Source organism: Solibacillus sp., from assembly GCF_040273735.1.
Taxonomy (GTDB): Bacteria; Bacillota; Bacilli; order Bacillales_A; family Planococcaceae; genus Solibacillus.
Genome location: NZ_JBELZM010000023.1, coordinates 1 through 14,882, shown reverse-complemented (window position 1 = coordinate 14,882; position 14,882 = coordinate 1). Strand labels below are relative to the sequence as shown.

The following is a 14,882-nucleotide window of genomic DNA, read 5'->3' as shown; positions in this document are numbered from 1 at the left end:
CATAATTATGAATACACTATTCATAAGGGAGGAGGACATGAACATGGTTAATCGCTATAATCCAGGTTTTGGAATCGGATATCCATTTGGGGTTCCATTTTTAGGGAGCTTTTTAGGAGGTTTTTTAGGAGGTTCATTGAATAATCGTTACGGCCCGTATCCGCCTTATTATCAACCGTATCCGCCTAATTACTACTATCCACCTTATTATCCGCGCTATCCGAGACGCTACTGGTAAGAATGCGGTAAGTAGATAAGGAGAGGCTTGCTCGTCCCCTCATTGTTAGCTATGATGAGGAAAAGAAATATTACGAGTTTTGAGGGAACGAAATTATGAAAAATCCATATTTGTATGGCTACTTACCATTCATTACCATTATATTATTCAGTTTTTCATTCAGTATGTTGGCCATATCAGAATCGCTACAACTACTTCATGCAATCGGTGTCTATAATGGAATGCGTGAATTTTTATCGGATCTGGAGCTGCGTTTCGTATTACTGATTGTATTTGTGCTACTATTTTTCATGATTTTTTCAGCATTGAAGCTGATCGGGGAAACGATTCATGAGCTTGGGATGCTGTTCTTCTCAAAAGATAAAGAAGGGCAAACGATCCATGCTGCACGCGGTGGATATGTCATCTTCTTTTTTGGAGCATTTGCTTCGGTAATTGGTAGTCAATCCTTACCGATTTTAATCGGCATTTTTATGTTCACGATTTTTTGTTACTTTATTTACAACGTTTATAAGAAGAGTCAGTATATGTCCATTCCAGGTGTAGTCGGATTAATCTTTTATGAAGTACTTACCTGGTTTCTATTATTGGCTCTCGTCGTCTATGCCGTTATTAAGCTATACAACGGAATTCTTGCGAGCTTGCCGTTCGCATAGCAGAAAAAAGCTTGTTAGGATTTTAGCGGGGGAGGTGCGCTATTTAAAACTAACAAGCTTTTTTTATTCTGTTATTGCATTGAATATAGAAAAATGAATTTTTGCGCGTTCGATTGCTTCCATTGAACGGGGCTGATCGTAGCCAATCCAGACGGCTGCCGTATAGCCATTCGTCAGTCCGGCAACCCAATAATCTTTAAATTCGTTTGTCGTTCCAGTTTTGGCTCCGATATAGCCAGATGAGCTATAAAGACCTCTCCCTGTTCCGGTAGCCACCGTTTCGTTCAAAAGGCTGCGCATCGTTTTCGTGGTCGATGCAGACCATATTTCCTCCCGTTTGCGCGGCCAGCTAAAAATCGTTTCTCCTGTTAAATCTGTTACTTTACGAATGGTATGAACAGGAACATAATAGCCGTCGATAAAGCTGGAGTAAGCATCGGCCATTTCCAGTGAAGTCACCCCGTATGTTAACCCGCCCAATGCTGCGGCAAATGTATGGTCTTTTTCGATGATCGATTCAAAATGAAACCGGTTAATATAACGAAAAGCAGTATCAACACCAATGGCATTAAACAATCGTAAAGCACTTGTATTAATACTGTTTTTGAAAGCTGTTTCCACGGTAATGTTGTTGTACCAAATGCGTCCATAGTTTTCGGGACAGAAATTCCCGACACAGTACGGACCGCCATTTACGATCGAATATTGTGTTGCGGATGTTTCTTCAAAGTAAGGGGCAAACACACTGATCGGCTTAAATGCAGACCCCGGCTGTCTTGGAGATTGGAATGCACGGTGTAAATCATGCTTTCTATAGTCCTTCCCGCCAAAAATACTGATCACTTCACGTGTTTCATTATCAATAATCGTTGCACTTGCCTGTAAATCGGTCTTCGGTAAAACCCGGTTAATGGCCTCTTCATCCTGTCGCTGTTTCTCAGGTTGCAGCGCAGTATATACATGAACACCTTGACGTAAAATTTCGTCCGTTTTTTTCTTCAGCTCTAGCTGCAGAAATTCCTTTTCCATTTTATCGGATGTATTGTCAATCTTTTCGCGGTAACCAGTTTGTTCGGCAATGAGCCATTTCAGCTCCTGTAAAACGAATGTACTGTAGCTCGGATACTGCTGTGCTTTTTGTTTAATATTTAATTGAATCGGTTCATTTTTAAACGTTTTTGCTTCATCAGCTGTAATAACCTCATGCTCTGACAGTTTATCGATTAACCGTTCCTGCCTGCTTTTTGTATTTTCGAAGTGCACGACCGGATCATATAATGAGGGATTATTCGGAATAGCCGATATAAAAGCAATTTCGGGAATAGAAAGTTTTGATAACGGCCGATTGAAATAATAAGTTGCCGCAGCTCCAATTCCGTACACTTGATTGCTGAAATACATTTCATTTAAATACATCTCAAAAATTTCGTCTTTTGAAAAAGATTTTTCGATTTCGTAGGCGTAAAAAAGCTCCATCAATTTCCGCTCATATGTTTTGTCGGTTGTTAAATAACGCATGCGTACAAGCTGTTGTGTAATGGTGGAACCGCCCTGTTGAATGGACTGTTCCGATTTATTTGCGATGAGAGCGCGGGCAATTGCACTCACATCAAAACCGATATGTTCATAAAAACTTTCATCTTCACTGTATATAAATAGCTGTTTTGCAATTTCAGGGACCTCATCCAGCGGAAGTGGTTGAGACCATTCAGTATATTCTTCACTGAAAATTTTGCTGTTTGCATCGTATAAAGTAATGGGTGATGTTGAAGTTACTTCAGGGAGCTCAACTGATTTCTTGATTAATTGTTCATACTGGTCTGCTTTCGCAATTTCTTTCCAAGCCTCATTTCCGATCAGAAGTAGTAAAGGAATGCTACATAAAATAACAATATAGCCGAAAATTTGTTTCATGGATAATTGGCCCCCAAATAGGATATTCATTAAAATTGTCCAAACAAAAAACAACAAAACGAAAACGTATTAAGCGTAATCATTTGTTGTTTTTTAAAGGATAGCATATATACATTGTACATTTAAACATGTTTTTTCAACATCTCATCCATGTACTGGGTCGGAAGCTTTTTCAAAAAGGACATGATGACAAAGCCGATTAAAAATAATAGACCGGTCGTATAAAACACGGAATGAATTCCGCCAAAGCTTGCTACAACCCCACCTAATACCGGTCCGATAATATTGCCGAGGAAACGGAAACTCTGGTTGTATCCCATAATTTCGCCTTGCACTTCAATCGGTGCTTCACGGCGAATAAGCGCGGACGTAATTGGAATGAGGCCGCCGGATATAATACCAAATAAGAAACGTAGTATGATAAGCTGCCATAGCTCAGTAACGAAAGCCTGTGGAATAATGAAAACGACGGCAAGGATTAACAAGTACGATAAAATTCTTTCATATCCATAATGGTCGGCTAATTTCCCCCAAAATCTCGCGAAACATATATTACCAAGCCCAGCAGCACTAAAGGTAACGCCTGCGAGCATGGCTACTTCCTGGGAAGGGGTAAGTTCAGACACGTAAAGGGACAGCAATGGCTGAATACTAAAGTTCCCGATCTGAATGAGTGAAGTTACGAACATTACATTTAATATAAGCCGATGATGGAAAATAGCCCAAATTACATTTTTCCGTGAATAAATGGCATTTTTAACTTTACGGATAATGGTCGGTTCATGAATGCCGAAAATGATAATAACCGCCGCAATCGTAATTGTGACTGCTGTAATGAGAAAAGTGTACTTAAACCCAAAAGTATCTGCCATCAAGCCCCCTAATACAGGACCGAATAATGTTCCTCCAACACTGCCCATCTGCAATGTCCCGAGCGTTTTCCCTGCCACTTCTTTAGGAGTATGCTTACTAATGAACGCAATGGAAGTAGGGATAAAGCCGGTTACAACACCCATCGCAAGCCTCAGTAGAAAGAACTGCTCGACATTTTGAACATAGCCCATTAAAAAGATACTTAACCCAACGCCGAAGCAGTTGATGATCATGATAGGCTTGTACCCGTATTTGTCAGCAATTCGCCCCCAAATCGGAGACATTAGAAATGCGGAAATAAATGTTGCTGCAAAGATTATTCCTGCCCATGTTTGCACATAGCTATCTGTAAAGTCGCCGAGGGTATCAATATATAAAGACAAAAACGGCATAATCATCGTAACAGACGCCGCAACAATAAAGTTTGCTATTAAAATGATGATGAAATTATGTCTCATATTTTTCAAAAATATCACTTTCTTCCTTTTTAATTAATATTTAGTATAACTTATTTCGTAATACGAAGGAAGTCCTCCGCAAGTTAGTGGCTTAAAATATTAGAGTTATGGTAAACTTGGACTTGGTATTAAAGGGGAAGTTTGGTTTCTATACCTATACCCATCCATTCCACAATTTATTTAAAGGAGAGACAAAAATGTTTCCACAATTATCGAAAGAACTAAATCCAGGTGAAGTAATGGTAGAAATGAACACAACTATGGGTTCAATCAAAATTAAATTATTCCCGGAGCACGCACCAAAAACAGTTGAAAACTTTTTAGGTCATGCAAAATCAGGCTACTATAACGGTATTATTTTCCATCGTGTAATTCCGAACTTCATGGTTCAAGGTGGCGACCCAACTGGTACTGGTATGGGCGGCGAATCTATTTGGGGCGGTACATTCGAAGATGAGTGTGTACCTGAATTAATGAACATCCGCGGCGCATTATCAATGGCAAATGCGGGTCCTGGCACGAACGGTTCTCAATTTTTCATCGTTCAAGCACCTCAAATTGAAGTATCTATGTTAAAACAAATGGAAGTGCGCGGCTGGTCAAAAGAAGAAGTTGAGTTCTACAAACAAAACGGCGGTACACCATGGTTAGACGGCAAGCATACAGTATTTGGCCAAGTTGTTGAAGGTATGGATGTTGTTGACAATATTGTTAAAGTTGACCGAAATATGCACGATAAGCCTAAAGAAGATGTTAAAATTGAGTCAATCACTGTAATTGACTAATTTTTAAAGGACGTGTGGGCAAGTGAACCAATTTTTAATGAATTTCTCTGGTGGCTTTTTATATTTCCCGGAAGACAAGTCTTTGTATCTTCCCGCTGCAATTGAATTCGCCATATTACTGATTATTGTTTTTTTTACATTCCGGTTCGTCCGCCGCATCGCTGCCCGCCAGGCTGCACAGGCTAAACTTTTAGAAGAACGCGCATTAAGAGAACGTGATGCGCGTATCGCTAAAGAAAACGCTAAGGAAGAATAATAAAAACAATAATCAAAATGATGTAATAGAAGAAGGGCAGTCCGGAAATTAATAATTCCGGGCTGCCCCTTTTGATTGATTATTCGAATGTAGCAATCGTTCGTTTAATGCGTTCAACCCCGTCCTGCAACAGTTCAAATGGACAAGCAACATTAATACGTAGAAAGCCTCTTCCTGCTTCTCCGTATTTTGTCCCTGGATCTAACGCAACTTGTCCTACTGATAGAAGGCGTGCCATTAGTTCCTTTTCTTCTATACCTGTTTTGCGGTAGTCAATCCACATTAAATACGTTGCATCAGGAATTTCCACTTCAAGTCCTTCAATAGCGTTCAATTCTTTCGCAACATATTCCATATTGTTTTTTAAATAAATAAGAAGATCATCCAACCAGGCTGCACCTTCTGTATAGACAGCCTTTACAGCAGTCGAAGCAAATGTATTTAAACCTAAATTCCCGTGTGCCTGCGTATTCTTCTCGATTTCCGTAAATAGTTTTCGGTCTGGTGCAACCATCATTGCGGCATGAATTCCTGCAATATTAAACGTTTTAGTTGGTGCAATACATGTGATGATTTTTGCCTCGTTTGCATTAGCTAATGTTAATACAGGTGTATACGATTTTTGAATTGAAATATCAGCATGAATTTCATCGGATAATAGATACACATCATATTGAATACATAATGCAACTAACTGCTCAAGCTCTTCCGGGCTCCATACAATACCGATAGGGTTATGCGGATTACATAAAACAAACAGTCTAATACCGGAGCGGAACATTTCCTCAAGCTCCTCAAAATTCATCGTATAATGGCCATTTTGTTCAGTTAATTCACATGTCACGACTTCACGTTTCTGAGCAGCCGGTACGTTTGTGAATGGCGGATACGCCGGTGTGGACATTCCGATTTTATCGCCAGGCTCCGTAAATGTTTCGATAACGGTCGCGATTGCCGGGACAACACCAGGCTGGAAAATAATCGTGTTTGGATCAATCGTCCATTGATGGCGGGTATTATACCAGTGAACAATCGCATTTTTTACATCATTATCGGCAAAGGTGTAGCCGAATATAGGATGCTCTAATCGAGTTTTTAACGCTTCTGTTAAAGCTGCAGGCGGAGGGAAGTCCATATCTGCTACCCACATCGGCAGTAATTCTGTTGTATCTTTTAAATTGTAGACGACATTCATCATATCCCATTTTACAGATGCGGAACTGCGACGCTCATGAACTTTATTAAAAATAGACATTTGAATCCTCTTTTCTTATGATTTCTTTCAGATTATGGTATCATACTAACTATTATAAGAGGTAGTTAGGTGAATCGAATGGATAATATTGAAATGAATCAAAAATGTGTACATTTATTGGAACAGTGGGATCCTTTTAGCTACGGTTCCGAAAGTTATGCTACTGAAACGGCGGATGTTGTCGCTGCGCTTCAAAATATTGACGATCCAACTACATTGGCGAAAGTCATTCAAAGAGTTTATGAATATTCTTTCGAACAATGGATTCCTTTTGAGCAATGTGTTGCAATCGCATATAAATTAATTGCCGTAAAATTCGAAGCGAAGTGTATTATATAAAAATGCAGGCGACCTGTAAGTTGAGGTCGCCCGCATTTTAATGTAATCCGTCGATTAAGTTAGAAACCGGTACTTCCAAAACAGTCGATAAAATTAAAATGGTTTGGGTTGAAGGAATTTGCTCACCGTTTTCGTAGGCTGCCAGTTTCTCCATACTTACTTGTGTTCGTAATGAAAGCTCTTCAATTGATAAATTCTTTTCCGAACGTAAAGTTTTTAACTGTTCCTGAAACTGCAATTTCATTTCCCATCTCCTCCCCGTATGTTTACTATCATATGAACAACAACTTATAAAGTCCTCATAATTGTAAAAATAAAAAAAACTTGCTCGAATTTCATATCGAACAAGTTTTTCAAGTTTAACTAAAGAAAACTTTATTAATAAAGATAGCTGCAATTGAAAGCGGGGCTACATAGCGTACAATGAACAGCCAGCAATTATAAACAACTGGTGATGCCAGCATTTCTTCACGAGATATTTTCTTTGAATAATAATATCCGGCAAAAATAGATGTTAAAAAGGCACCGATCGGCATTAAAATCGCGCTCGTTACATAATCGACAAAGTCAAAAATGGAACGTTCAAAGATGGTGATATCCGATAAGATTCCGAATGATAAAGCACTTGGAATACCGATGACAAAAATAATTGATGCTAATAACCAAGAGGCTTTTTTACGCTGAGCTGTTTTTTCCCGAATACCTATTGAAACGACCACTTCCAGCAATGCAATCGCAGAAGTAACTGTCGCAAACAGAAGTAAGATGAAAAATACTAGCAATAAAAACCCGCCAAATGGCAATTGCTCAAAAACAGCTGGAATCATAATAAATACTAAGCCCGGTCCTTCTGTAGGAGAAAAGCCTAATGCGAATACGGCAGGGAATATTACAAGGCCCGCCAATAAAGAAATAGCGATATTCATGCTCGCTACATTGACTGCAGAAGTTACAATTTTCTCTTTTCTAGATAAATAAGATGCGTATGTTATCATTGCCGCAACTCCAATACTAAGAGAGAAGAATGCTTGACCTAACGCTAACATTAACGTATCGCCGTTCAAGTATGACCAGTCTGGAATGAACATGAACTTAACGCCTTCCATCGCACCATCCAATGTAATGGAACGGATAAACAGCAGAATGAAAAATAAGAATAAAATCGGCATCATCCATTTACTTGCTGTTTCAATGCCGTTTTTTATACCGGCTTGTACAATGAATAAAGTTAATAGCATGAAAGCTGCTTGTGCGATTAAGACTTCCCATGGATTGGAAATAATATCTGTAAACAAAGTGCTGAAATTAACCCCTTGACCTGTTAGTGAAAAACTAACAGCCCGAAGTATATAGCTTAATATCCAACCACCTACAACACTATAGAAGGATAATATTAACCCGCATGCTACAAGACCGATCCAACCGATCATAAACCATGGTTTATTTGGAGCCTGCTCTTTAAACGATGTAATCGGATCTTTTTGACCGCGTCGCCCAATCATAAATTCCGCGATTAATATCGGCAAGCCAATTAAAACTGTACATATAACAAACAAAATAATAAATACACTACCGCCATTCGTGCCCGCCATATAGGGGAACTTCCAAATCGCGCCAAGACCGATTGCGCTTCCTGCTGCCGCAAGTATGAAACCTATCTTAGATGTAAATTGATCTCTAGATGACAAAACAAAACCTCCTCATATATATGCAATTACTCATTTTACAATACGATTCACGTATTTAGCAAAAAGTTTTGTGAATTTATTGAATCCAAATATAGAAAGGTAAAATATTTTCACATTTTTTTAGAAAGACTCTTATTTAATGACTTAAAAACGCTAGATTAAAGCGATTCTTTGTTACAGCCCGTCTCATATGTTATAATTTAACATGACATTTACGTATATACGAAAAGAAGGTAGGAACAAAGTATGGCAAAAAAAATTGAAGTGGGTGACGTGCTAACGGGTAAAGTGACAGGAATTCAACCATACGGAGCTTTTGTTGCTTTAGATGAATATACGCAGGGACTTGTGCATATTTCTGAAATCACATACGGTTTTGTGAAGGATGTAAGTGATTTTTTATCCGTCGGGGATGAAATAGAAGTTAAAGTTCTGGATGTGGATACAGATCAAAAAAAAATAAGCTTATCGATACGCGAATTGCAGGAAGTACCGTTCCACCGGAAAAGAGATATGCAGCCGCGGCGTACTTTGCAAGATCGGGTTGATGAAGTGGATGCGGATGGCTTTCAAATTTTAAAGGAAAAATTGAAAGATTGGATCGAACAATCCGGACATTAAGCGGGACATGTTCAATTTATTTTTAAATAAGTTGAACATGTTTTTTATATGGGGTTAATTGGTCAGTTTTGAGCAAAATTCGTGAAAAAAGCGCTTTCTTCGTCAATTATCAACGAAAATATTAAAAGTGTATAAAATGTGGCTAAATATTTAACAAACTCTGAATAAAGTGTGTTACAATGTTGGCGGAAAGACCCAAATAAATCAAAATTTAAAGAGGCGAATTATAAAATGGCTGAAAATTTGAACTTATTTACATCAACTCAAGAAGTAATTCATGAGGCATTAAATAAACTAGGCTATGATGAAGCAATGTATGAATTATTGAAAGAACCGGTTCGTATGTTGACTGTGCGTATTCCAGTAAAAATGGATGACGGTACTACAAAAGTATTTACTGGTTACCGTGCACAGCATAATGATGCAGTAGGTCCAACAAAAGGTGGCGTACGGTTCCACCCGATGGTATCGGAAGAAGAAGTGAAAGCGCTTTCGATGTGGATGACGTTAAAATGCGGCATTGTTGATCTTCCATACGGTGGAGGTAAAGGTGGCGTTATTTGCGACCCACGTGAAATGTCAATGGGCGAGATTGAACGATTAAGTCGCGGCTATGTTCGTGCAATCAGTCAAGTAGTTGGTCCGACGAAAGATATTCCGGCACCTGACGTATTTACAAATGCTCAAATTATGGCTTGGATGATGGATGAGTACAGCCGTATGGATGAATTTAACTCGCCAGGATTCATTACAGGTAAACCGATCGTTCTTGGCGGTTCACAAGGTCGCGACCGTGCAACTGCAGAAGGTGTTACAATTGTCATCGAAGAAGCTGCAAAAAAACGCAATATCGATATTAAAGGTGCACGAGTGGTTATTCAAGGCTTCGGTAACGCAGGTAGTTTCTTAGCGAAGTTTATGAGTGATTTAGGTGCAAAAGTTATTGGTATTTCAGATGCACACGGTGCGTTGCATGATCCGAACGGTTTGGATATTGATTACTTATTAGATCGCCGTGATTCGTTTGGAACGGTAACGACATTGTTTGAAAATACAATTTCAAACAAAGAGCTTTTAGAACTGGATTGCGATATTTTAGTGCCTGCTGCCATTGAAAATCAAATTACAGCAGACAATGCACATCAAATTAAAGCAAACATTGTTGTAGAAGCAGCGAACGGTCCGACAACAGCTGAAGCGACAAAGATTTTAACAGAGCGCGGTATACTTCTAGTACCAGACGTTTTAGCATCTGCTGGTGGAGTAACGGTGTCTTACTTTGAATGGGTTCAAAACAATATGGGTTATTATTGGACGGAAGAAGAAGTACGTGAAAAATTATATTCAAAAATGACTACTGCATTTGAAAATGTTTACACAACAGCACAAAACCGCAATATTAATATGCGTTTAGCTGCTTATATGGTAGGTGTACGCCGCACTGCCGAGGCCTCTCGCTTCCGTGGATGGGTATAATCATTATATTATTAAGTCTCACTCCTATTATTGGAGTGGGACTTTTTTGAAAAATAGGGGGAACCATTGATGAACGAATTTTCATTTTATAATCCAGTAAAGATTCATTTTGGTAAAGGGAGTATCGAACATTTACGAAAAGAACTTCCTCAATACGGCCGGAACATTTTAATTGTGTATGGTGGAGGAAGCATTAAATCAAATGGTGTATACGATGATATTATGACCATTTTAAATGACTTGAATATGAACGTATTCGAATTATCAGGTGTCGAGCCAAACCCTCGGGTGGAAACAGCGCGTAAAGGTATTGAAATTTGTAAAGAAAATCAGGTTGATATTGTATTAGCAGTAGGGGGCGGTTCGGTAATTGACTGCTCTAAATTAATCGTCGCAGGTGCAAAGGTGGAAGCGGATGCTTGGGATATCGTCACAAGAAAAGTAATGGCAACTGAAGCATTACCATTGGCGACTGTTTTAACATTAGCTGCGACAGCATCTGAAATGAACTCAGGTTCGGTTATTACGAATTTGGAAACAAAAGAGAAGTATGGCTGGGGCAGTCCGGTAACTTTCCCGAAATTCTCGATTTTAGATCCATCTTATACTTATTCAGTGCCGGCAAACCAAACGGTAAATGGTGTTGTTGATACAATGTCGCATATTTTTGAACAGTATTTCAATAATGCGGCAAACACTCCGATTACAGATGAAATGAGCGAGGGGATTTTACGTACGCTGATTGATGTTGCGCCAAAAGCATTGAAAGATCCGTCTAACTACGAGCATCGTGAAACATTAATGCTTGCAGGAACAATCGGGTTAAATGGATTCCTGGCATTAGGTTCACGCGGTGACTGGGCAACACATAATATTGAGCATGCAGTTTCAGCGTATTACGATATCGCACATGCAGGCGGCTTAGCTATTTTATTTCCTAACTGGATGAAGCATAATCTACATGTGAACCCTGCCCGTTTTGCAAAATTAGCCGTCAATGTATTCAATATTGATCCGACAAACAAAACAGAGGAACAAGTTGCATTGGAAGGTATTGATGCATTATCAGCATTCTGGACATCTCTTGGTGCTCCGAATCGCCTGGCTGACTATGAAATTGATGCGACATACTTCGAACAAATGGTGGAACATTGTCTGGTATATGGTCCATTCGGTAACTTCAATAAACTTGAAGCAGACGATGTACGTAAAATTTTAGAAATGTCTTTATAAGAACGTGAAAAAAGGAAGCGGTCGAATAGTGGACCAGCTTCCTTTTTAAATTAAAGATTCAATTAAATCATACCTTTTTCAGATTCAGGTTTTGTTACGGTATGTGTCCAGCTGCGTTCGCCATTATCCTTATCGAACGCCATTGTAACTTTTGTTACACCTTTTTGGTTTAACAGCAATGTTGTTAAATGGTCACGTACATCATCTAAATAGGCGAGTGATAAATTCGGATCTGTCTCAGCAATAAGTTCAACATGTAAATATTCGCCTTCTTTAATTACTTCAAGTCGTGCAATATCTGTTACATGTGGATCTTGCATAACGAGGTTTCCGATATGCACAAGCATTTCCTCATCCGTTTCACCGATTGCACCACGCGCATTATCTAAAAAGACACGACCTACTACATAAAACATCATTAAACCGATTACCATTGAAATAAATCCTTCCAATCGGTAGAAGCCTGTGAAATACGCAATGATAATTGCTAAAAACGCCAGGACATTACCTGAAGTTGCCACTAAGTCTTCCATCCAAACAAGTTTTGTGGCCGGTTTTGCGCGCTTTAAATATTTTGCGGACTGGAGAATTGTAATCCCTTTAGGTTCTACTCCAACTTCATGAAGCACTTCTTTAGCTGCTTTATTTAAAACGAATGCTTCCAATATGATACCGATCGCCAATACACCAAGGGCAATCCAAATTCCTGATGATTCCGTCGCAGGATGCATGAAATGGTGCCATCCTTCTTTAATCGTTTCATATGAAAGGATTGCTACAATCAAAACGGCACCCAAACAGACTAAGTTAACAATACGCCCGTATCCATTCGGAAATTTTGGGGTAGGAGCCTTTTTTGCTAAGGCAGATCCTATGAATACGAAAAATTGGTTTGCTGCATCCCCGAAAGAGTGCATCATTTCGGCAAACATCGCAACATTTCCGGTAAAGAAGAATGCAACCCCTTTAATTGTTCCTAGAAATGTATTGACGAATGCGGCGAGTAAGGAAGGCTTATTACCATCCTTTAGTAATCTGAAAAATTCTCCCATTGCGTTTTCCTCCGTTAATCTAAATATTCGATTTTAATATTTACTACATAATCCAATTTCCGAAGCCGGTTATAAAGTTCGATAGTATGGTTCGTTTCGACGGTAGATAATCGTATATCAATTTCATGTAATAGTTTTTCGGTTAATGGTACATCTCGAATTGAAATATTATCGATATACATATCATGTTCCCTCAAATAATCCACGACATTTTTTATATTGTCTGCTTGGTCTGTATTAATAATTAAAGAAACTTCACGCATTCTTAGACGTTTTGGACCGAACCTCAATAGGAATGGAGCAAGAACTTCAATTCCCAATACGACAATAATGACCGTAATAAATGCTTCAATATAAAAACCTGCGCCTACAGCAATCCCTATAGCGGCGGCTCCCCAAATCATGGCGGCTGTCGTAAGTCCGGTAATGCTGTCATTACCTTTACGTAAAATAACACCGGCACCTAAAAAACCAATACCGCTTACAATTTGCGCGGCTAAACGTAATGGATCCATCGTAATGTTAATATCGTCCCGTGCAGGAGTTGTATAGGCAGTCTCAATCGAGATAATCGTAAGTAAACAACTGAATGTCGCGATTACTAAACTTGTCTTTAGACCGACTGGCTTCTTTTTCAATTCCCTTTCGATACCAATAATTAAACTTAGTGTTGCCGCAATTAGTAATTTTAATAAAATTTCTATTGTAAATTTATCATTTGCTAACCATTCCATATCCAAACATCTCCTTCATTTTAAATGGAATTCAAATCCTCTCGAAAAAAATTCTTTAATAAGGTATAGTTTGATAATGTGAATATGAGGTATCGCAAAATATTTCGTATTAGATATATATATAGAAAGAAGGGGTTTTAGTGGAAAGACCACCAATCCACCCGTATATTCCTATTATAATTGGCGTAATCTCTGTTTCCCTTTCTGCGATTTTTGTAAAACTTGCAAGTGCAGATGCTGGCGTTATTGCATTTTATCGTATGTTGTTTTCGATTTTGATAATGCTTCCGTGGTTTTTAATGAAATATAGCAGTGAAATAAAAGTGCTGTCAAAACGTGATTGGATATTTTCATCAATTGCAGGGGTATTTTTATCTTTTCATTTTATATTATGGTTTGAATCATTAAATTACACTTCTGTAGCCAGTTCTACTGTATTGGTAACAATGCAGCCACTATTTGCATTTATCGGAACGTATTTATTTTTCAAAGAAAAAATAACGCTCCAGACATTTATTGCAGGGGGCATTGCGATTTTAGGCAGCGTCCTGATTAGCTGGGGAGATTTTCAAATTAGCGGAACGGCACTTTATGGAGATATACTAGCATTGATTGCATGTGCCTTAATTACGGGCTATTTATTGTTCGGGCAAGATGTACGGAAAAGATTGTCTCTTGTTACTTATACGATGGTCGTGTATACCGTAAGTACAATTACTTTATTCTTTTATATTATTGTAAAAGGGGAATCATTCGGTCCATATCCGGCGATTGATTGGATGTGGTTTATTTTATTGGCGATTATTCCAAACTTATTAGGGCATAATCTTTTCAACTGGGCATTGAAATGGACAAGTACGAATGTAATTTCGATTGCGATTTTATTTGAACCGGTTGGTGCAGCGTTACTTGCGATTTTTATTTTTAATGAATATTTGACAGTTTCCCAAATAGTTGGCGGATTGGTCGTTATTTTAGGGATTATGTTGTTTGTAGTAGATATGAAAAAGTTTTTCAGAAAAAAAGCTTGATTTTAACCATCCTTTTGAGGTATATTATTACTTGTCCTTAAGAGGATGGTTACTTCAAAAATATTTCGCAATAACTATTGACTTCACTAAAACATTGCAATATACTAATTGAAGTCGCTATTAAAGCGAAAAAATATTAGAAAATGTTATTGACATAATAGTTATGAAATGATAACATTGAGAAGTTCCTTTTAGGAACACAATGAACCTTGAAAACTGAACAAGCAACGTTAATGAAACAAGCTTCTTAAATGAAGCAAACAATAGATTTCA

The 14,882-nt window shown here is 38.4% G+C and carries 16 protein-coding genes; 9 read left to right on the top strand and 7 right to left on the bottom strand.

Features of this window, described 5'->3' with window-relative positions; all coding sequences use genetic code 11:
* The first annotated feature begins 43 nt into the window (after window positions 1-43).
* Both ABS917_RS17185 and ABS917_RS17180 read left to right on the top strand, forming a co-directional pair.
* Window positions 44-238 (top strand): hypothetical protein, encoded by a 195-nt coding sequence (locus ABS917_RS17185; RefSeq protein WP_350480147.1) that lies wholly within the window; start codon window positions 44-46, stop codon window positions 236-238.
* 95 nt (window positions 239-333) lie between these two features.
* The gene (locus ABS917_RS17180; RefSeq protein WP_350480146.1) at window positions 334-894 is read left to right on the top strand and encodes a YufK family protein; all 561 of its coding nucleotides are present in this window, start codon (window positions 334-336) and stop codon (window positions 892-894) included.
* A 63-nt stretch (window positions 895-957) separates the two neighbouring features.
* Here ABS917_RS17180 and ABS917_RS17175 read toward each other — a convergent pair whose 3' ends face one another.
* Both ABS917_RS17175 and ABS917_RS17170 read right to left on the bottom strand, forming a co-directional pair.
* Window positions 958-2,808 carry a transglycosylase domain-containing protein gene (locus ABS917_RS17175; RefSeq protein ID WP_350480145.1) on the bottom strand — a complete coding sequence of 617 codons (1,851 nt, stop codon included), beginning with the start codon at window positions 2,806-2,808 and terminating at the stop codon, window positions 958-960.
* A gap of 122 nt (window positions 2,809-2,930) precedes the next feature.
* The gene (locus tag ABS917_RS17170) at window positions 2,931-4,148 is read right to left on the bottom strand and encodes an MFS transporter (protein ID WP_350480144.1); all 1,218 of its coding nucleotides are present in this window, start codon (window positions 4,146-4,148) and stop codon (window positions 2,931-2,933) included.
* Window positions 4,149-4,336: 188 nt separating this feature from the next.
* Here ABS917_RS17170 and ABS917_RS17165 point away from each other — a divergent pair, with 188 nt between their 5' ends.
* On the top strand, window positions 4,337-4,924 hold the full coding sequence (locus ABS917_RS17165) for a peptidylprolyl isomerase (protein WP_350480143.1): 588 nt from the start codon (window positions 4,337-4,339) through the stop codon (window positions 4,922-4,924).
* 22 nt (window positions 4,925-4,946) lie between these two features.
* On the top strand, window positions 4,947-5,180 hold the full coding sequence (locus tag ABS917_RS17160) for a hypothetical protein (RefSeq protein WP_350480142.1): 234 nt from the start codon (window positions 4,947-4,949) through the stop codon (window positions 5,178-5,180).
* 79 nt (window positions 5,181-5,259) lie between these two features.
* Here the strand turns inward: ABS917_RS17160 and ABS917_RS17155 are convergent, their stop codons facing one another.
* Window positions 5,260-6,435: a MalY/PatB family protein gene (locus ABS917_RS17155; protein ID WP_350480141.1), complete on the bottom strand. Its 1,176-nt coding sequence runs from the start codon at window positions 6,433-6,435 to the stop codon at window positions 5,260-5,262.
* A gap of 78 nt (window positions 6,436-6,513) precedes the next feature.
* On the opposite strand from ABS917_RS17155, the gene ABS917_RS17150 reads away from it, so the two are divergent.
* Window positions 6,514-6,774: a DUF1871 family protein gene (locus ABS917_RS17150; protein WP_251690447.1), complete on the top strand. Its 261-nt coding sequence runs from the start codon at window positions 6,514-6,516 to the stop codon at window positions 6,772-6,774.
* Window positions 6,775-6,811: 37 nt separating this feature from the next.
* Here ABS917_RS17150 and ABS917_RS17145 read toward each other — a convergent pair whose 3' ends face one another.
* Together ABS917_RS17145 and ABS917_RS17140 are read right to left on the bottom strand one after the other, a co-directional pair.
* Window positions 6,812-7,018 (bottom strand): helix-turn-helix domain-containing protein, encoded by a 207-nt coding sequence (locus ABS917_RS17145; protein ID WP_350480140.1) that lies wholly within the window; start codon window positions 7,016-7,018, stop codon window positions 6,812-6,814.
* Between the two features lie 115 nt (window positions 7,019-7,133).
* Window positions 7,134-8,462: a sodium-dependent transporter gene (locus ABS917_RS17140; RefSeq protein WP_350480139.1), complete on the bottom strand. Its 1,329-nt coding sequence runs from the start codon at window positions 8,460-8,462 to the stop codon at window positions 7,134-7,136.
* A 246-nt stretch (window positions 8,463-8,708) separates the two neighbouring features.
* Here ABS917_RS17140 and yugI point away from each other — a divergent pair, with 246 nt between their 5' ends.
* From yugI to ABS917_RS17125, 3 genes are all read left to right on the top strand, one after another.
* A complete protein-coding gene (gene yugI / locus ABS917_RS17135; RefSeq protein ID WP_350480138.1) occupies window positions 8,709-9,083 on the top strand; it encodes a S1 domain-containing post-transcriptional regulator GSP13 in 375 nt (124 codons plus the stop codon).
* 231 nt (window positions 9,084-9,314) lie between these two features.
* Window positions 9,315-10,559, top strand: coding sequence for a Glu/Leu/Phe/Val family dehydrogenase (locus ABS917_RS17130; RefSeq protein ID WP_350480137.1), 1,245 nt, complete (start codon window positions 9,315-9,317; stop codon window positions 10,557-10,559).
* A gap of 69 nt (window positions 10,560-10,628) precedes the next feature.
* On the top strand, window positions 10,629-11,792 hold the full coding sequence (locus ABS917_RS17125; RefSeq protein WP_350480136.1) for an iron-containing alcohol dehydrogenase: 1,164 nt from the start codon (window positions 10,629-10,631) through the stop codon (window positions 11,790-11,792).
* Window positions 11,793-11,854: 62 nt separating this feature from the next.
* Here the strand turns inward: ABS917_RS17125 and ABS917_RS17120 are convergent, their stop codons facing one another.
* Together ABS917_RS17120 and ABS917_RS17115 are read right to left on the bottom strand one after the other, a co-directional pair.
* On the bottom strand, window positions 11,855-12,844 hold the full coding sequence (locus ABS917_RS17120; RefSeq protein ID WP_350480135.1) for a cation diffusion facilitator family transporter: 990 nt from the start codon (window positions 12,842-12,844) through the stop codon (window positions 11,855-11,857).
* Window positions 12,845-12,858: 14 nt separating this feature from the next.
* A complete protein-coding gene (locus ABS917_RS17115) occupies window positions 12,859-13,578 on the bottom strand; it encodes an MgtC/SapB family protein (protein WP_350480134.1) in 720 nt (239 codons plus the stop codon).
* A 140-nt stretch (window positions 13,579-13,718) separates the two neighbouring features.
* Here ABS917_RS17115 and ABS917_RS17110 point away from each other — a divergent pair, with 140 nt between their 5' ends.
* Window positions 13,719-14,609 (top strand): DMT family transporter, encoded by an 891-nt coding sequence (locus ABS917_RS17110; RefSeq protein ID WP_350480133.1) that lies wholly within the window; start codon window positions 13,719-13,721, stop codon window positions 14,607-14,609.
* The last annotated feature ends 273 nt before the right edge of the window (window positions 14,610-14,882 follow it).